17 protein-coding genes and 4 tRNA genes are annotated in these 16,820 nt (G+C 59.3%); 19 read left to right on the top strand and 2 right to left on the bottom strand.

Features of this window, described 5'->3' with window-relative positions:
- Window positions 1-28: 28 nt before the first annotated feature.
- The 14 genes from ACOY6C_RS12105 to ACOY6C_RS12040 all read left to right on the top strand — a co-directional run bounded on the left by ACOY6C_RS12105 (window position 29) and on the right by ACOY6C_RS12040 (window position 13,255).
- Entirely contained in the window at window positions 29-313 is a 285-nt protein-coding gene (locus tag ACOY6C_RS12105) for a DUF1799 domain-containing protein (RefSeq protein ID WP_420905729.1), read from the top strand.
- Window positions 306-3,143 (top strand): phage tail length tape measure family protein, encoded by a 2,838-nt coding sequence (locus ACOY6C_RS12100; RefSeq protein WP_420905728.1) that lies wholly within the window; start codon window positions 306-308, stop codon window positions 3,141-3,143. Before ACOY6C_RS12105 ends, ACOY6C_RS12100 begins: the two co-directional genes overlap by 8 nt.
- Complete coding sequence (locus ACOY6C_RS12095; RefSeq protein WP_420905727.1) at window positions 3,140-3,760, top strand: hypothetical protein; 621 nt, start codon at window positions 3,140-3,142, stop codon at window positions 3,758-3,760. The genes ACOY6C_RS12100 and ACOY6C_RS12095 overlap by 4 nt, the downstream gene beginning before the upstream one ends.
- On the top strand, window positions 3,757-4,332 hold the full coding sequence (locus tag ACOY6C_RS12090) for a baseplate hub domain-containing protein (protein WP_420905726.1): 576 nt from the start codon (window positions 3,757-3,759) through the stop codon (window positions 4,330-4,332). Before ACOY6C_RS12095 ends, ACOY6C_RS12090 begins: the two co-directional genes overlap by 4 nt.
- Window positions 4,333-6,840 carry a phage tail protein gene (locus tag ACOY6C_RS12085; protein ID WP_420905725.1) on the top strand — a complete coding sequence of 836 codons (2,508 nt, stop codon included), beginning with the start codon at window positions 4,333-4,335 and terminating at the stop codon, window positions 6,838-6,840.
- A complete protein-coding gene (locus tag ACOY6C_RS12080) occupies window positions 6,837-7,385 on the top strand; it encodes a hypothetical protein (protein ID WP_420905724.1) in 549 nt (182 codons plus the stop codon). Before ACOY6C_RS12085 ends, ACOY6C_RS12080 begins: the two co-directional genes overlap by 4 nt.
- Entirely contained in the window at window positions 7,385-8,410 is a 1,026-nt protein-coding gene (locus tag ACOY6C_RS12075) for a WD40 repeat domain-containing protein (RefSeq protein WP_420905723.1), read from the top strand. The genes ACOY6C_RS12080 and ACOY6C_RS12075 overlap by 1 nt, the downstream gene beginning before the upstream one ends.
- A gap of 21 nt (window positions 8,411-8,431) precedes the next feature.
- Window positions 8,432-8,830 (top strand): hypothetical protein, encoded by a 399-nt coding sequence (locus ACOY6C_RS12070; RefSeq protein ID WP_420905722.1) that lies wholly within the window; start codon window positions 8,432-8,434, stop codon window positions 8,828-8,830.
- Window positions 8,827-9,216: a hypothetical protein gene (locus ACOY6C_RS12065; protein ID WP_420905721.1), complete on the top strand. Its 390-nt coding sequence runs from the start codon at window positions 8,827-8,829 to the stop codon at window positions 9,214-9,216. The genes ACOY6C_RS12070 and ACOY6C_RS12065 overlap by 4 nt, the downstream gene beginning before the upstream one ends.
- Entirely contained in the window at window positions 9,213-9,551 is a 339-nt protein-coding gene (locus ACOY6C_RS12060; RefSeq protein WP_420905720.1) for a hypothetical protein, read from the top strand. Before ACOY6C_RS12065 ends, ACOY6C_RS12060 begins: the two co-directional genes overlap by 4 nt.
- A 27-nt stretch (window positions 9,552-9,578) precedes the next feature.
- Window positions 9,579-9,962 (top strand): hypothetical protein, encoded by a 384-nt coding sequence (locus tag ACOY6C_RS12055; RefSeq protein ID WP_420905719.1) that lies wholly within the window; start codon window positions 9,579-9,581, stop codon window positions 9,960-9,962.
- A 10-nt stretch (window positions 9,963-9,972) separates the two neighbouring features.
- Complete coding sequence (locus ACOY6C_RS12050) at window positions 9,973-11,955, top strand: tail fiber domain-containing protein (protein WP_420905718.1); 1,983 nt, start codon at window positions 9,973-9,975, stop codon at window positions 11,953-11,955.
- 357 nt (window positions 11,956-12,312) lie between these two features.
- Window positions 12,313-12,561, top strand: a complete 249-nt coding sequence (locus ACOY6C_RS12045) for a Com family DNA-binding transcriptional regulator (RefSeq protein WP_420905717.1) — start codon at window positions 12,313-12,315, stop codon at window positions 12,559-12,561.
- Entirely contained in the window at window positions 12,476-13,255 is a 780-nt protein-coding gene (locus ACOY6C_RS12040) for a DNA adenine methylase (RefSeq protein ID WP_420905716.1), read from the top strand. The genes ACOY6C_RS12045 and ACOY6C_RS12040 overlap by 86 nt, the downstream gene beginning before the upstream one ends.
- A gap of 290 nt (window positions 13,256-13,545) precedes the next feature.
- On the opposite strand, the gene ACOY6C_RS12035 is transcribed toward ACOY6C_RS12040, so the two are convergent.
- Window positions 13,546-13,620: transfer RNA gene (locus ACOY6C_RS12035), tRNA-Thr, on the bottom strand.
- Between the two features lie 45 nt (window positions 13,621-13,665).
- Window positions 13,666-14,265, bottom strand: coding sequence for a peroxiredoxin (locus tag ACOY6C_RS12030; protein ID WP_420905715.1), 600 nt, complete (start codon window positions 14,263-14,265; stop codon window positions 13,666-13,668).
- Between the two features lie 140 nt (window positions 14,266-14,405).
- Between ACOY6C_RS12030 and ACOY6C_RS12025 the strand changes: the two genes are divergently transcribed.
- The 5 genes from ACOY6C_RS12025 (at window position 14,406) to tuf (ending at window position 16,718) form a co-directional block, all read left to right on the top strand.
- Window positions 14,406-14,966, top strand: coding sequence for a helix-turn-helix domain-containing protein (locus ACOY6C_RS12025; RefSeq protein ID WP_420905714.1), 561 nt, complete (start codon window positions 14,406-14,408; stop codon window positions 14,964-14,966).
- Between the two features lie 117 nt (window positions 14,967-15,083).
- A tRNA-Tyr gene (locus ACOY6C_RS12020) sits at window positions 15,084-15,168 on the top strand.
- A 15-nt stretch (window positions 15,169-15,183) separates the two neighbouring features.
- A tRNA-Gly gene (locus ACOY6C_RS12015) sits at window positions 15,184-15,257 on the top strand.
- An 82-nt stretch (window positions 15,258-15,339) separates the two neighbouring features.
- Window positions 15,340-15,414: transfer RNA gene (locus tag ACOY6C_RS12010), tRNA-Thr, on the top strand.
- Between the two features lie 113 nt (window positions 15,415-15,527).
- Entirely contained in the window at window positions 15,528-16,718 is a 1,191-nt protein-coding gene (tuf, locus tag ACOY6C_RS12005; RefSeq protein ID WP_420905701.1) for an elongation factor Tu, read from the top strand.
- Window positions 16,719-16,820: the final 102 nt, after the last annotated feature.

Raw genomic sequence — 16,820 nt, 5'->3', positions numbered from 1 at the left:
GGCGGTCGGCGCGCGCGCCTCGCGGGAGTTGCAGGCGGATGCCGAGGCGTTTGGAATCACCATCCAATCGGGTTCAACCGGCTTTGAAGTCTGGGAAGAGAATTTTGAACCCGTGAATCTCTTCCTGCTCTGCGCCACCCAGTGGCGTCGGGCGGGTATGGACGGCATACCGGTCGGCCTGGATTACATTGCCGTGGACGCGGCGGCCAGAATGGCCGGTATCGTCATCACGCCACGACTGTTTGACGATGTGCGCGTGATGGAAATGGCAGCCCTTGAGGCCTGGAGCGGAGAGCGAAAGCACGATGGGTAGCGAAACACAGTTGGCGATACGACTGAGGGCGGATGGTATCGGGCAGGTAACCTCCGGCCTGGATGCCGTCGCTCAATCGGCGCGACAGGCCGCGGTTGACAGCGAAAACGCATCCCTTGCGATTGCCGGGATTGGTCAGTCGGCTGGCGTGGCCAGCGAGCAAATCGTGCCGGCGTCAAACCACGCCGCCGAATCGATCGCCAGAATCGGCGGTGCGGCAGAGGTCTCCGCGGCGCAGATGAGAATGGCGCGCACCATCGTTGTCCAGAATCTTATCAACATGGGCACGGCAGCGGTCGTGACCCATGGGAACATCATCGCAACGCTTTCCCCTCTGCCGGACCTCCTCTACGGCATCAATCAGATGGGTTCCGGGGCTGCGGCCAGCGCGCGGAACATGATGCTGTTCGGAGGCGCTTTCGTGGCGGTGGCCGGAGGCATGGCCGCCGTGATCGCGCACGCTGTCACGCTGGAGTCCCGCACCCGGCAGATGAATGTGAGCATCAAGGCCATGGGGGATGCGGCAGGGATTACCGGCGAGCAGTTGCGCAAACTTTCCGAGGCCGCAGCCACAAAAGGCCCGTTCAGTCGCGCCGAGACCGCCGAGGCCGCCAACGCTCTGGCCTCCTCACACCCGCTGATCGCGGGCAACATGATCGGCAAGCTGCTCAACACGTCGGTCGATTTCTCCGCTGCGTTCGGCAAGGATCTCATATCTGGCACCAACACCCTGGCCGGGGCGCTCGAAAAGGGGTACGCCGGTATCCGGCAGCTTGACGAGCAGCTCAATTTTCTCACTCGGGATGAGCTGAAGCAAATCGAGACGATGACCCTGATGGGCAAACAGACCGATGCCATGGGGGTGGCCCTGGACGCACTCAACCGGCGTTTCGGCGGGTTGGCGAAGGAAGGAATGAGCGAGTCTGCAAAGGCTTGGCATTCCATGACGGACGAGGTTTCTCGGTTTCTTGACAAGGTTTCCAATTCGGATTTTGTCGTTTCCTTCATGCAACGGTTCACGGATGGACTGAAACGTATGCGGGGTGAATCGGATCCAGCTGACATCCCGATTCGTCATGGGTTGGCGTTGGGAGAATTGACAAAAGGCCGTGAGCAGCTTGCCGAGGCGCAGCAACGGCTGGCGACTCTGCCAGAAGGAACCTGGGAGTACAAAAGAGCGCTAGCCGATGCCAGAACGGCTCAAGGTTGGATCAATAAATACCAAAATGAGATCGCGTCTCTAAAGCAACCAGCGCCCGTCCAGTCGCAATCCGTATCGGCCAGCTTTGCAGCGGATGCCGACGCACAAAAAACCAAAGACCAAACCGAGAGAGACGCCAAAAAGATCGAGGAGCTGCAAAAGCAGCTGTCGGGCGAGGCGCGCGTCCTGTCCGTATCGGCGCCGAATCGTCCGTTGATGCAGGCCCGTGTCGATGCCGAGAACTACGCCAAGACGAACAACGTCGGTGTAGCCGAGGTCCAGAACCTCATGACCGACGCGGCATTCAAGCGCATCGCCGCCGCAGCGCGCGACGCCACGGACGAGCTGCGTTACAACGCCGACGCTCAGGGGCGTGTGGCCGATGCGGCGGCCATCTCGGATATCGCCATGCGCAAGGCGGCGGTGGACAACGACATCGCCCGGTTCGCGGTCGAAAAGCACGGCATCCAACTCGAAGAATATACCGAGCAAGCGCGGCGCATGTTCGACAACGAGAATCGCGCCCGACGCAACCAGTGGGCGCGGGAGATCGACGACCAGGCTTCTGCCGCCAACCGCCTGTCGGACGCCTACAAGGCTCACAGTGTGGCGGCCATCGATGTCGCCGAACGCGAGAATCAGATCCAGGATGCGGTGCGCCGACTGGGTGTCACCGCCGAGGAGGCAGCCACGCAAATCGACAAGCTGTTCGCTCACAAATGGGATCAGGTCGCTGTCCAGCTCAACCGCTCGGGCGATCCCAACCTGAACTACCGGATGCAGTCCGAGGAGTTGGAGCGTGCGCGCGCCACCGGCATCCTCTCGGAGAGAGCCTATGCCGAGCACGCCAAGCGCAATTACCACGAAATGCTGGAGGCCTCCAAGGCGTGGAGCGACGGGGCCAGGCTTGCGGTGTTGGATTATACCGATGAGATCAACAACAGCGCCAAGCAGGCGAACACGTTTTTCAGTGGCGCTTTCAAGAAAGGCGAAGACAGCCTGGTCAAGATGATCACTGGCGGCACCAAAGGGTTCAAGAATTTGAAAGAGAGCTTTTTGGATTTCGCCAACGGCATGGTCGAGGGGTTGGTGCGTATCGGGGTGCAACAAGAGTTCATGCGGCCCCTGGCGCAAACGCTGTTCGGCGGATCAGGAGGTGGATCTGGTGGCGGGTTTGGGGGTGGCGGGTTGCTGGCCGGTTTGGGAGGACTGCTCGGATTCGGAGGCGGGGGCGGATCTCTGGACGGGATGCTCAACGCGGACGGCTCCATTGATTCGTGGGTGTTTCATGGCGGCGGCATCGCGGGCGAAGGGTCGCGCGCCGTCAAGGCCCCCGCAACCCTATTCGCACGCGCACCGCGCTTTCATGGCGGCGGTCTGGCCTCTGACGAGGTGCCGGCCATCCTGCAACGCGACGAAGGCGTCTTCACGTCTTCCCAGATGCGACGCCTGGCTCCGGTCGGCGCGGGCGGTGCCGGCGGGAACGGCGCCACCGTCAACGTCACGTTCAACGTTCAGGCCCTGGATGCGCGCGGGGTCTCCGACGCGATCTATCAGCAGCGTGACCTGATCGTCGGGATCGTCAATCAGGCGACGGCCCGTCGCGGCGGAAAGGGTGTCCGGACATGAGCGCGATTTATCCTGTCCTGCCCAGACCGAAGAGTGTGCAGATCGGATCCGTCACGCCCAGCATCGCGTCTGAGACGCACAGTCTGCGCGTGCAAACCCGCTCCCGCAATGTGCATCGCTGGACGTTCAAATTGACCTACATGGATCTGACGCGCGATGAGCATGCCACGCTGCGCGCGTTTTGCCTTGCACAGCGCGGAAGGCTGCGCCGGTTCCTGTTCACACCTCCGATCCACGCCGCGCCGCGTGGCGTGATCCTCGGCTCTCCGAAAGTTCATGGCAGCGCCTTCACGCGCGATCCTCTTGATGGGGTCATGCGGGTGGTGACAAAGGGGTGGATACCAAGCGTCTCCGGAATCGTCAAGGCGTTCGATTTTATCCAATTCAACGGCCATTCGAAGGTCTACGCGGCAATCGAGGATGCGTCCTCCGACGGATCCGGCCACGCCACGCTGATCATCGAGCCGGGTTTGCTCTACCCGGTGGCGGATGACGAGTCCGTGATCGTTTCCGATGTGCCCTTCGTCTGCTCCGTTGCGGAGGATGGTTTTGCGGACAGATTGATCGGCGGACCGTGGTATCAAGACGTTGAAATCAATCTTGTGGAGCGGTTATGAACGAACGTCGCGCCACCACCGCATTGAAGGCCGCCATTGCTCAACCGGACGTGGTATGTGGCCACCTGTTCGAGGCGCACATGGACGACGGCACGGTTTATCTCACCGATCTGGGCCATGATCTGACCTGGAACGGTCACGCCTATATGTCCGCCGGACAGATCCTCTCTTACGAGCCCATCGAGGAGTCGCTGGATATCTCGACCTCCCAGACCACCGTGACCCTCTCCGGAGGGGATTCGGACAGCATCGCCTTGTTCCTGGGCGATGACTACATGCTGCGGCGCTGGCTCATCCGCACGGTCGTGCTCGACAAATCCGGCCAGGTGATCGCCGATCCCATCCTGATTTTCGATGGCCGTATCAGCCGCGTCACCCTGCACGAGGATCCGGACAGCGGAGAAAGCACTGTTGCCATCCAGCTCGTCAACGCCCTGATCCTGTTCGAGCGCACCGCTGGCCGCCACACCAACGATGCCGAGCAACAATTCCGGTTTCCGGGTGATCGCGGATTCGAGTTTGTCGCGGCGATTGCAACGACCCAGGCCATTCCCTGGGGAAGGAGCGCCTAGATGGGCTTTCTATCCTTCGTTGGCGGTATCCTTGGTGCTGCGATAGGCTTTTTTGTCGCCGGACCCAAAGGCGCGCTCATCGGCTACAGCGTGGGATCCACCATCGGCGCGCAGGTCGAACCCAAACCTCAACTGCCCTCGACCTCCGCTGTACCGTCCGGCGTCATGCTCAATCAGCGCTCGTCTGTCGCCCCCATCCCGGTCATTTACGGATCGCGCCGCATCGGGGGACCGGTGGTGTTCATCGACACGACGGGCGAGAGCCGGATCTACCTGCATCTGGTCGTGGCGCTGTGCGAAGGCCCGGTCGCAGCGATCCACGACGTGTTTTTGGACGATGTTGCGATCACGGATGCGAAATTCAATGGCCTTGTCGAGTGTTATCGGCATTTGGGTGATGAGAGCGTTGCCGATCCCCAGTTGATCGCCCGCTCCTCGAAGTGGACCAGTGCGCATCTGCTCAAAGGGGTGGCCTATCTCTACCTGCAACTCAAATACGACCCCAACAATCTCTCCGCGCTGCCAACCGTCACCGCCGATGTGGACGGCAGGCTGCTATACGATCCGCGCTCCGGACAGACCGGCTTTTCGCGCAACCCGGCCCTGGCGATCCGCGACTATCTGACCAACACCCTCTACGGCTGTGGCCTGCCCGCCTCGGCGTTGGACGAAGCATCCTTCATCGCTGCCGCAAACCACTGCGACGAGGTCGTCAACGATCCCGGCATCTCCCAGCCCCGGTATACCTGCAACGGCATCGTCAACGTCGATGCCCGTCTGGTGGACAATATCGAGCATCTCAAGTCCTGCTGTTGCGGCTGGCTGGTTTGGCAAGCCGGGTACTATGGATTGCTGATCGACCAGCCCGCCTCCCCGGTGGCCACCATCACGCCGGATCAAATCACAGGCAGCTGGGAGATCGACAGCAACGACCACACCACACGCACCAACCGCATCAAGGTGACGTGGTACAACCCAGGCGCCAGATGGCAACCGGACCTGCTCACCCTCGATGCTCCCGCTTTGCGCGCGGAGGATCAGGGATTTCTGCTCGAAAAAGCTATCGAACTGCCGTTCACCGCCTCCGGCACCATGGCCAGTCGCATCGGCTGGATACTGCTCAAGCGCTCGCGCCTGTTCCTCGCCGTGCATCTCACGGTCACCATGGAGGGTCTGCCCATCGAGGTGGGCAGCGTGGTCGCGATCACCCATCCGACGGCGGGGTGGATGGAAAAACGGTGCATGGTCCTGAAAATCCGCCTGCTCGTGAGCGATGAGGTCGAACTCTGGGCGCAAGAGTACGATCCGGGCGTCTACCAATCCGACATCACCACGACATTCCATCCGGCACCATCGCTTGGCCTGCCTGATCCGTATCACGTCACACCACCATCCGGCCTCGATGTCACTGAGTCGCTCTACGTCACGCGCACAAGCAGCGCGCCCAAAGCCAAGGCTACCATCTCTTGGATTTCGGCATCGGATCTGTTCCGGGTCTCCGTCAGAAACACCACGGGTGGTGAATGGAAACTCATCGGCACGACCAGCGAAACCCTGTTCGAGTGGTTGGATGTTGTGCCCGGCCTGTATGAATTCCGGGTGGTGGCAATCAATGCCATTGGCGCCGGCAGCGATCCCACCACGATCACCACGGAAATCTTTGGCCTGAGCGTCCCGCCTCAAAACCCGATCGGTCTGACCCTCTCCGGCCTGGGAGGTATCGCCCTGCTGCGCTGGAATCTCTCCCCGGATCTCGACGTGCGCATCGGCGGTGGGGTGCTGATCCGCCACACCCCGGACACCAGCGAGGCAGGATGGAGCGCATCGATCAGCGCCAGCAACCGTTTGCCGGGTGATGCCACCTCCGCAACCCTGCCGCTGCGCACCGGCACCTACATGCTGCGCTTCATCGACTCCTCCGGCATTCTTTCGCCCGGATATGCCGCTGTGGTGGCCACCCAGGACACGGTGTTGGCCTACGATGGCACCGGCACGATCTCGTTTCACCCGGAGTGGATGGGCGAGAAAACCGGATGCGCCGTGGATGACGGCACACTCAAGCTGGATGGCGTCACCCTGGTGGACGCCTGGGGCGAAATCGACGCCATCGCTCTGATCGACCTTGGCGACGGCGACGGAATTGCCACAGACGGGACATTTACGCCTGCCGAGGTGTTCGATTTTGGTTCCGTGGTGCGACGCCGCCTGACAGCCACGGTGCGTGCGACAATCTACAGTGCCAACGACATGCTCGATGCCCGCCTGGATCCCATCGATGCCTGGATCGACATCGATGCCGAGGGTGTGGCGGGCGCCGATGCCCGCGTCGAGGCCTCCTACACCATGGACGATCCGAACGCCTCCCCGGCGTGGTCCGAATGGCGGACGCTCGAGGTCCACGAGATGGTGGCCAGGGCCGCGCGGTTCCGGCTGCGCCTCTCATCCGACGGGTTTTTCAATATCTCGGTCTCCGCATTCTCAATCGTTTCCGACACGGTGCAACCATGAGTCAAGCCTCTTTCAATATCCCCAATCAGCCCGGCGCCAGTTTCCGGGCGGATGTCAACGCCGCCTTGCAGTCGCTGGCCACCAGCAGCGCCGGGCCGTCGGCACCCGGCAACCCAACGGCCAACATGTTCTGGGCAGATACAGCCAACCAGGTGCTCAAGATCCGCGACACGACCAACGCGGCCTGGATCACGCTCTGTGCCCTCGATGAATTCGTGCATGCCGGAGTGCCGCAAAACAGCCGCAGCGAGAATTATGTCCTCACACTGGATGACGCCAACCGGCATATCTTTCATCCCGGATCGGATCCAACACCGCGCGTCTTCACGATCCCATCGAACAGCGCGGCGCCGTTCCCGGTCGGCACCATCATTGGCTTTGTCAACGACTCCGGCGGCGCCGTGACCATCGGCATCACCTCGGATACGCTGGTATGGCCTCCGACCGGCGCCACTGGAAGCCGGACTCTTTCATCCTGCGGCATCGCCAGCATCATGAAAGTCACAGCCACGAAGTGGATGATCACAGGTACGGGGGTGTCGTGATGGGCGGTGCTTTGCATTTCATGGCAATGGCCTGCGCTTCCAGCGGAAGATCGCCAGGAATCGTCATTGGGCATATGAACGCCCCCTTTGTCAGTGTCTATCAGTGGAGCGATGGCTTTGGCGCAAAATACGCGGACCCGGCCACAACACCCACAAGCACCGTTCTCTCTGTCGCTCACTCGCCGACCAAGAATGTCATTGCGCTCGGACATTCCGACTCACCGTGCATTAGCGCGTATGATTGGTCAAATGGGCTCGGCGCAAAATACGCGGACCCGGCCACGCCGCCTTCTTATTACAGCAGTTCCGTGACCTTCTCACCGACAGGCGACGTGCTCGCTGTAGCGCACTCCTATTTCCCCAACGTCTCCGCTTATGCGTGGGCGAGCGGATTCGGTGTCAAATTTGCCAATCCGTCGGTTATTCCAGGTGGAGGAGGTCAGTCCGTCGCATTTTCGCACGCCGGCGACGCGCTTGCCGTTGGGCACGGTTTTTCTCCGAACATCAGTGTATACCGTTGGAATAATGGTTTCGGAACCCGGTACGCCAGCCCAGGTACTTTGCCGAGCAGCGCTCAAGCCGTTGCCTTCTCTCCATCCGATAGCACGATTGCCGTTGCTGAAGGAAGCTCGGGCGCCTTGATCAGCGTCTACGAATGGAATGATGGATTCGGTACCAGATTCGCCGATCCGGCGGTCATGCCGATCAGTCTGGCACAAGCCGTTACCTTTTCTCCAGCTGGGGATGCCCTCCTGGTCGGGCATTACGTCAACCCCATCAGTTCCCCGTATGTTTGTGCCTACCACTGGAATAACGGGTTCGGCACAAAATACGCCGATCCAGCAATCCTTCCAATCGGTACCACCAACGCCGTCGGCTTTTCCTCATCGGGAAATGCTATCGCGATCGGCAGTAGCCAGAGCCCGTATATCAACGCCTATCCTTGGTCGGGTGGCTTTGGAGTCCGGTACGCAGATCCGGCGCCATCGATCCCAGGACCTGTTCAGAGTCTCTCCTTTTTTTAACCACAATCTTATAGGTAAGTCATGGATATCACCATCGAAACTACTGCCGACCAGATCATCATGCGCCAAGCCTCGATCCAGGCCTACCAGCGCAACATCGACACCTTTGCGGCCATCGTCTCCGGTCTGCCGCAGGGCGAAGTGCCGCCGGAACTGACTGCCTACATGGCCATGCGCGCCGAGGAGTTGCCGCTGGAGCTGGACGACGGGACGGTGGATCTGATCCACCAGTACCAGCACCGCGACAACATGCGCCGCCGCATCCGTGCCGAACGCCAGCAACAGGCGATCGAGCAAAGCGTCGTCGATGTGCATCTGACCCAGATCCCGGAAGAGTTGCGCGAGCAGGCCTTGCAGGAGGCCCAGGCGCGACTGGTGCAACGCCAGGCGCAACAGGCGCAACAGGCGGTCCAGCCGTGAGTATCTGCCGACGCGGCGATGTGCAGCGGATCCATCTCTCCGTTGGAGACCACGGCAAGCCGCTGCTTTGCACGCTGCGAGACCGCACCAAGGCGGCGCTCGGAGCTGTGCTTGATGCGCGTAATCCGGAGACCTGGAAGCCGTATGATCTGTCGCGCGTGCGCACCATCCATGCCACGGTACATCCGCCGGACGGGTCTGATCCCGTGCTGCTGGGCGCCACCCGCCGCGCGCCTTATGCCGCCGGGGTGGTGCACCTGACGTGGTCCGGGGAGGTGTTCGCTCTCCCCGGACAGTATCCCGGAGAGGTCCGCATGGAATACCTTGATGGCTCGATCGAGACAGTGACGCCGCGCATTCTGTTCATCGTCCGGAGGGACTCATGATCGCCCGTGTCTTGCCTGCACGTCTGAGTATGACCGGGTGGCGCTGGAGCGACGATCAGTACGCTCGGATCGATCTGGCCACGGTGCTGTCGTGTCCGGTCGTAAAAATCGCCATACGTGTCGAGACGCCAGCATGTGCAATCGAGGTGTCCACCCAGGCGGCAACCCGACTCTCCGTCATCACCCGGTGTGACCTCGACATGATCAGCGCCACCAACACCCGCATCACAACCAGGAGTGCAGCGGTCGTAACGCTGAGCGCCCAGGCCGATTGCGATCTGGCCTACGGCAGCATTCTGGGGCGAAACGTACTCGGTCATGACCTCTTCGGCTGATTCACTCATAACTAAAGGAGCATCCCTATGCCCACCCAATCGCCCGCTACTGTCACAATCAATGGCCTTGCCTGGGCCTTGGCGCGCATCGCGGGCCAGGGTTTAGCGGCCAGCCACATCGCCATCGGCACCGGCTCGACCGCGCCCGAGCCAACCGATACCGCGCTGGTCACCGAGGTCGCCAGGATTGCCCTCTCCAACCCAGCCGGCACGATCGTGGGCGACCAGATTCTGTTCGAGGCGGAATTTCCGCCTGGAACCTACATCGGCACCGTTCACGAGATCGGTCTGTACAACGAGGTGGTGGGCGGCACCTTGATCGCCCGATCCTTGAAGGGGCCCTACACCATGGACGATAGCGCCTCGCTGGTCGTCACCATGAGTCTGCAACTCCAACTTGTTGCCGCCTAAGGAGATTCCCATGCCTTTGAAACTAAAGGATGACGCACGCTCCACGCTGGCCGATGCATGCTCTCCAGAGGATCTGTCCATTCATGTCGTGGATGGCGCCGTCTTCCCGGCGCTCTCGGTCGGCGATCACACCTACCTCGTCATCTCGTCACCGGCCCGTGAAGTGGTCAAGGTGACAGCCATCACCGGAAACATCCTGACCGTACTGCGCGCCCAAAGTGACACCACGGCCCAAGCGCACCCGGCTGGAGCGGTGATTGCGCTGCGATTGTGCAGCGCGGTCGTGGGTGAGATGTATGGCCCGCAGGGCCCACAAGGCGACACCGGCCCGACCGGGCCGCAGGGCATCCAAGGTCCACAAGGCGACACCGGCCCGACCGGTCCGCAGGGGATCCAAGGTCCACAAGGCGACACCGGCCCGACCGGGCCGCAGGGCATCCAGGGACCGACTGGCGAGACTGGCCCGACCGGGCCGCAGGGGATTCAGGGTCCGCAGGGCGACACCGGCCCGACCGGGCCGCAGGGGATTCAGGGTCCGCAGGGCGACCCAGGTCCGCAACGCTGGTATCAGGGGTCGGGCGCCCCATCGGACGCGATCGGCGCCCAATTCGATCTCTATCTGCGCGGCGACAACGGCCAGGTCTATATCAAAGGTGTTTCCACCTGGAGCGACACCGGTGTCAATATCAAGGGGCCGACCGGCATAGGTACGGGGGGTCTGAACGGTTTGTCGGCTGGCGGTCTGGTGGTCGGAGGGTCTAACGGGCTGCCGGCTCAAGATGCACAACATTTTTTTTGGGACGCGACCAATAGGCGGATGGGGGTGGGGACAAATGCTCCGATCGGAAATCTCGATGTGCGATTGTCTTCAAATGAACAGCCGATCAAAATTCTTTTGGAAGAAATTGCAAGTTTTTACCAGGCAGGAACCGTTACATCAGCCTCGCTTGTCAATCTTTTTGATTCCAATATTGCGAACGTTGGATTTACCTATTCGGCACAAACCGGGCAGTTTGAAGCTGGCGTGATTTTCAAATTTTCTCGCATAGCTTCAAAATTCCGTTGGTTCAGCGATATCCAAGGCAGTTATCCGGCGTTGGCGACGTTCAAATTGCAAGCCAAAATAGCCGGAATATGGGTGGATCTTGCGGTCACAAGTGTCGCAGACTCATGCACAAGAAATGGCGATTATAATATCTCAACGGGGCTCTCTACCGGGTGGAAGACTATGAATTTTTCCCCGATAGCCTGTGAAGGGATTAAGATCGTTAGTCTCACATGGAATAATGGATCATGGATCAACATATGCGGAGAGTTTGAGATTTACGTTCTGCCTGCTGCTACCAGCGCGCACATATTGTGCGTTAAAAATTATGGCAATGTTGGAATCGGCACCTCGGATCCTGTTGCACGTCTCCACGTTGCCGATTCTTCAGACTATCTTGCCGGGTATATGTATCGCGCAGGAATGACGACAAGCGACCCAATTGTGCAATTTGCTTCCAATGTCACGTCTAACAACAGCGTAAAATGCCAGATAAACAACAATGGCGACCTGCTGAATACAAACAACAGCTATGGAGCCATCTCTGACGAGAAATTCAAGGAGAACATTGCCGATACCGCGCCGAAATTGGCCGATCTCATGGCCGTGCGGGTGCGGAATTTCAATCTCATCGGCAACCCGTTGCGCCAGATCGGGGTGATCGCCCAGGAGGTGGAAACCGTCTTTCCGGGATTGGTCGAGTCGGTCCCGGACTTCGAAACGATCCCTGATCCGACGTGGAGCCCCGGCGAAGGAGAGACCGAGGCGGATCGTCCCATCGTTCGGCGTGATCTGGGCTCGGTGACCAAATCGGTCAAATATTCGGTCTTCGTGCCGATCCTGATCAAGGCGTTGCAAGAGTCGCATGCGCAGCTGCTGGAAATGGCGAGCACCCTGACCGCCCTGACCGCGCGCGTGGCGGCGCTGGAGGGCGGGGAGGATGGATGATGCGTGGGCGACAGAGATGCATAGACGCATCAAGGAGATATACCTGGAAAGAGAGCGAATCGAGCAATCTGAGATGCATAGACGCATCAAGGAGATATACCTGGAAAGAGAGCGAATCGAGCAATCTGATCAATCTTGTTCTGGTGTTGGAACGTGGATATGGCTTCTTGCGTGGTTGATCTATATGGTTTTCTTCTAAAGATGATCTCTGTTGATATGATTGCTGCGAAGCAATAAGCGGGGGCCGGGGTGTTAGGGCACCCCAAGCCGCAGGGGGTAATCCTGCACGACCAATTGGCCATTTTGGCCGTCCCGCACCGCACGCGCGGCGGGATAAAGAGTACAGGAAGGTGTTGAATGTTGGAAGAGTTTAGATGTGGCCAGTGTGGGCGTTTGCTGGCCAAGGGCGCGGGAATGCGCGTTGAGATCAAATGTCCAAAATGTAAAACCCTTAACCATTTCAGTGGTCAAGAACCACGCCAGACAGAACGCCAGAGAGCGTTGTCGTCAGGTAGTAAAAATGAACATACCGATCAAAAGCCCGCTTGCCGGTTGGACGGGCGGAAAGTATCTGCTTTCACGAACCATTATCCCCCTCATTCCTGACCACCAGTGCTATGCGGAACCGTTTGCCGGTGCGGCCTGGATTTTGTTCCGCAAACCTCGCTCCGATTGCGAGGTGATCAACGATATCAACAGCGACGTGGTGAATTTGTACCGGATCGTCCGGTTCCATTGGGAGGCGTTTGTCGAGACGTTACAGTGGGCCCTGACGAGCCGGGAGGAGTTCGAGCGGTTTCTCGAAACGCCGCCGAATACGCTGACGGACATCCAGCGGGCGGTGAGGTTCTATTACCTCCACAAGTTGTGCTTCGGAGGACGCATGAGCGGCAAGCGCACGCTGGGGACATCGGCGGTCATGCCGTCAAGCCTGGATCCTTTCAAGGTCCGGCGCGAGGTCGAACTGGCGCACACACGCTTGAGCCGTGTCATGATCGAGCATCTGCCGTATGGGGATCTGATCCGTCGTTATGATCGGGCGGGTACGTTCTTCTACATCGATCCTCCATACCACGGTTGCGAGGACTACTACGGGAAAGGCATTTTCACGCGGGAGGATTTCAACGCGCTCGCTTCCCAATTGGCCGGCATCCGTGGCAAGTTCCTCATGAGCCTCAACGACACTCCGGAGATTCGGGGAATCTTCGGGGCGTTCCAGATCACCCCGGTCACGACCCGCTACTCCTGCACCACCGGCCCGCGCCCGGTGGCAAAAGAGGTGCTGATCCGGAACTATTGACATCCGTTAACGTTAACCAAATGAGGGTCGCAAGACCCTCTACTTAAATATTATAATTTATTATTAAATTAATTAGACAGACAATATTATTGATTAATTTTCCAGACAACTACTTTTACAAAACCATCTGGCGCGATTTACAAAACCATCTGACGCAATACAATGCTTACGGCCATGGGTCTGATATGTCATGGGGTTGACGAACGACCCGATTTCCACCAAGTGGCTACACTGTGGCTACATCAAAAAAAACGGCCTACGCCGATACCGACGTAAGCCGTTTATTTTTCTGGAGCCGCTTCTCGGAATTGAACCGAGGACCTGCTCATTACGAGTGAGCTGCTCTACCCCTGAGCTAAAGCGGCTTATCCAATCAAGTATAGGACAAACCGCGTCGTTTTGTCAAGGGATTACAGATCGCTGGCGTGGTTGGCCAGGTATTCGGCCACACCGGCGGTCGAACCCTTCATGCCGGCCTTGCCTTTGTTCCAGCCCGCCGGACAGACCTCGCCGTGCTCTTCGGTGAACTGCAGGGCATCGACCAGGCGCAGCATCTCGTCGATGTTGCGGCCCAGCGGGAGGTCGTTGACCACCTGGTGGCGGACGATACCCTGACGGTCGATCAGGAAGGAACCACGCAGGGCAATGCCGGCACCCAACAGTAAATCATAGTTCTTGGCGATCTCCTTGGTGAGGTCGGCCACGAGCGGATATTGGACATTGCCGATGCCGCCCTGATTGATCGGGGTGTTTTTCCAGGCCAGATGGCAGAAGTGGGAGTCGATCGACACGCCGACCACCTCCACGTTGCGCTGCTTGAACTCGTTCAGACGGTGGTCGAAGGCGATGATCTCCGAGGGGCAGACGAAGGTGAAGTCCAGGGGATAGAAGAACAACACCACATACTTGCCGCGCAGCGAGGAGAGGGTGAAGGCGTCGGCGATGCTGTTGTCGGGCATGACGGCCTTGGCGGTGAAGTCGGGTGCGGGTTGGGTGACCAGAACGCTCATGTGATTTTTTCTCCTGTAATAACAGTTTTGCTTAGATACAATGGTGGCTACTGTGCGCCGAGTCGCTGGTTTGCGTCAAGCGGAAAATCAATATGCTGTCAATTTTGTTGTCAGATTGTCAAGCGGGGGCGAATGCCAACATGATCACCAATCTGGTTGGTACGCGAATCCGTTCGATTCGCCGGCAACGGAAGCTCACCCAGCAGCAGTTGGCCGATCTGGCCGGGATTCCCAGGGCCACGCTCGCCACGGTGGAGAAGGATGATGCCAATCCGAGCTTGGCCGTGGTTTTCAAGATCGCCTGCGCGCTGGAGATGACGCTTGATCAACTGGTGGATGCCTCGCGTCGTTTTATTCGGGTTCTGCCGGTGGATCAGATGCGGCGCGTCGAGTCCGGGGAGGGGCGGTATCAGGCGATGATGGTGACGCCATCCAACATGCTGCACCTGACGCAATGGTCTTTCACGTTGCAACCGGGTGGGGGCTACGCGGGGAAGCCCCATCTTCCCGGTAGCGAGGAGTATCTCCACGTTCTGGAGGGGGAGGTGGAACTGGAGGTGGGTGGGGAGCGGGCCAGGGTCGGCGCGGGAGAAACAGCCTGCTTTCACGGCAACGCCCAGCACCACTACCGCAACCTCTCGACACGTCAGTCGGCGCGGGGCATCATGACGATCCTGGCGATCGATCCGGAAAAAAAGTGATCCTCTGCACAAATGATCTTGACTTTCGACCGTGCGACGTTTAAATGTTTCTAGCTCAACCGATGCCAATCCTGAAGGCCGTATTTTTCAGGACCCGGTTGAACGAGATGGGCTTAGGGAGGGGTTCCCAAGCGGCCAAAGGGAGCAGACTGTAAATTTGCCGGCTCAGCCTTCGGAGGTTCGAATCCTCCCCCCTCCACCAATCTCGCCAGAGCAAGCGGGCGTAGTTTAGTGGTAGAACGTTAGCCTTCCAAGCTGATCATGGGGGTTCGATTCCCCCCGCCCGCTCCAAAAGATTTCAACCAGGGCGCACACAGATGATCCTGGCCTTGGAGTGAAGAATTTGGTAGATTCTGGTATGCAGTGATGTTTCGCCCATGTAGCTCAGTGGTAGAGCACTTCCTTGGTAAGGAAGAGGTCCTCGGTTCAATCCCGAGCATGGGCTCCACTCTATAATTTTTCTGAACTTTTCAAGCCCGCGACTTCAGTCCCGAGGCATTTTTTTATTTTCAAGTTTTTGTCCATAATTCGAGATTGCAGAGTCCCAGCGGAGAGATTGTCATGGCCAAGGCGAAATTCAATCGAAACAAACCGCATGTCAACATCGGCACCATCGGTCACGTTGACCATGGCAAGACGACCCTGACGGCGGCAATCACCAAGCATCTGGCGACCAAGGGGCTGGCCGAGTTCAAAGCGTATGACCAGATCGATGCGGCTCCCGAGGAGCGGGCTCGTGGTATCACGATCTCGACCGCTCATGTGGAGTACGAGACCGATCAGCGTCACTATGCGCATGTGGACTGCCCCGGTCACGCGGACTACATCAAGAACATGATCACCGGTGCCGCGCAGATGGACGGCGCCATCCTGGTGGTCTCCGCCGCCGACGGCCCGATGCCTCAGACCCGCGAGCACATTCTGCTGGCCCGTCAGGTGGGTGTGCCCTCGCTGGTGGTCTTCATGAACAAGGCCGACCAGGTGGATGATCCGGAGTTGCTGGAACTGGTCGAGCTTGAGGTGCGTGAGTTGCTGTCGAGCTACGACTTTCCGGGCGACGAGATCCCGATCGTGATCGGTTCGGCTCTGAAGGCCATGGAGGGTGATACCGGCCCGATGGGTTCCGGCGCGATCCAAAAGCTGATGGATGCGGTGGATGCCTACATCCCGCAACCGGAGCGTCCTTTGGATGGTGCCTTCCTGATGCCGATCGAGGATGTGTTCACCATTTCCGGTCGTGGCACGGTGGTGACCGGTCGCGTGGAGCGCGGTATCGTCAAAGTGGGCGAGAACGTCTCCATCGTCGGCATCAAGAATACGACGAACTCGGTCTGCACCGGCGTCGAGATGTTCCGCAAGCTGTTGGATCAAGGTCAGGCGGGCGACAACATCGGCGTGCTGCTGCGTGGCATCAAGCGCGAGGATGTGCAGCGTGGTCAGGTTTTGGCCAAGCCGAACTCGATCACCCCGCATACCAAGTTCAAGGCCGAGTGCTATATCCTCTCCAAGGAAGAAGGTGGTCGTCATACCCCGTTCTTCACCAACTATCGCCCGCAGTTCTATTTCCGCACCACGGATGTGACCGGTGTGCTGAATCTGCCCGAGGGCGTGGAGATGGTGATGCCGGGCGACAACATCGCCATGGAAGTTGAGCTGATCGCACCGATCGCCATGGAGAAGGGACTGCGCTTCGCCATTCGCGAAGGCGGCAAGACCGTGGGCGCGGGTGTTGTTTCGGAAATCATGAAGTAAGTCGTGGCTTGCGTGCAATGCGCCGAACACCCTCGGGTGTTCCGTCCATTGTCCGCCGGATCGGTTCGAACCGACGATCGATGCCAAGACAGAAAAGCAGCC

This window comes from Candidatus Magnetaquiglobus chichijimensis (assembly GCF_045865675.1).
Taxonomy (GTDB): domain Bacteria; phylum Pseudomonadota; class Magnetococcia; order Magnetococcales; family Magnetaquicoccaceae; genus Magnetaquiglobus; species Magnetaquiglobus chichijimensis.
This window is presented reverse-complemented; position numbering and strand designations above follow the sequence as displayed.

Excerpts from the sequence above, each read along its gene's own strand:
- ACOY6C_RS12100 (WP_420905728.1), top strand. The coding sequence starts at position 306 with ATGGGTAGCGAAACACAGTTGGCGATACGACTGAGGGCGGATGGTATC.
- ACOY6C_RS12095 (WP_420905727.1), top strand. The coding sequence starts at position 3,140 with ATGAGCGCGATTTATCCTGTCCTGCCCAGACCGAAGAGTGTGCAGATC.
- ACOY6C_RS12090 (WP_420905726.1), top strand. The coding sequence starts at position 3,757 with ATGAACGAACGTCGCGCCACCACCGCATTGAAGGCCGCCATTGCTCAA.
- ACOY6C_RS12085 (WP_420905725.1), top strand. The coding sequence starts at position 4,333 with ATGGGCTTTCTATCCTTCGTTGGCGGTATCCTTGGTGCTGCGATAGGC.
- ACOY6C_RS12080 (WP_420905724.1), top strand. The coding sequence starts at position 6,837 with ATGAGTCAAGCCTCTTTCAATATCCCCAATCAGCCCGGCGCCAGTTTC.
- ACOY6C_RS12075 (WP_420905723.1), top strand. The coding sequence starts at position 7,385 with ATGGGCGGTGCTTTGCATTTCATGGCAATGGCCTGCGCTTCCAGCGGA.
- ACOY6C_RS12070 (WP_420905722.1), top strand. The coding sequence starts at position 8,432 with ATGGATATCACCATCGAAACTACTGCCGACCAGATCATCATGCGCCAA.
- ACOY6C_RS12060 (WP_420905720.1), top strand. The coding sequence starts at position 9,213 with ATGATCGCCCGTGTCTTGCCTGCACGTCTGAGTATGACCGGGTGGCGC.
- ACOY6C_RS12055 (WP_420905719.1), top strand. The coding sequence starts at position 9,579 with ATGCCCACCCAATCGCCCGCTACTGTCACAATCAATGGCCTTGCCTGG.
- ACOY6C_RS12050 (WP_420905718.1), top strand. The coding sequence starts at position 9,973 with ATGCCTTTGAAACTAAAGGATGACGCACGCTCCACGCTGGCCGATGCA.
- ACOY6C_RS12045 (WP_420905717.1), top strand. The coding sequence starts at position 12,313 with ATGTTGGAAGAGTTTAGATGTGGCCAGTGTGGGCGTTTGCTGGCCAAG.
- ACOY6C_RS12040 (WP_420905716.1), top strand. The coding sequence starts at position 12,476 with ATGAACATACCGATCAAAAGCCCGCTTGCCGGTTGGACGGGCGGAAAG.
- ACOY6C_RS12030 (WP_420905715.1), bottom strand. The coding sequence starts at position 14,265 with ATGAGCGTTCTGGTCACCCAACCCGCACCCGACTTCACCGCCAAGGCC.
- ACOY6C_RS12025 (WP_420905714.1), top strand. The coding sequence starts at position 14,406 with ATGATCACCAATCTGGTTGGTACGCGAATCCGTTCGATTCGCCGGCAA.
- tuf (WP_420905701.1), top strand. The coding sequence starts at position 15,528 with ATGGCCAAGGCGAAATTCAATCGAAACAAACCGCATGTCAACATCGGC.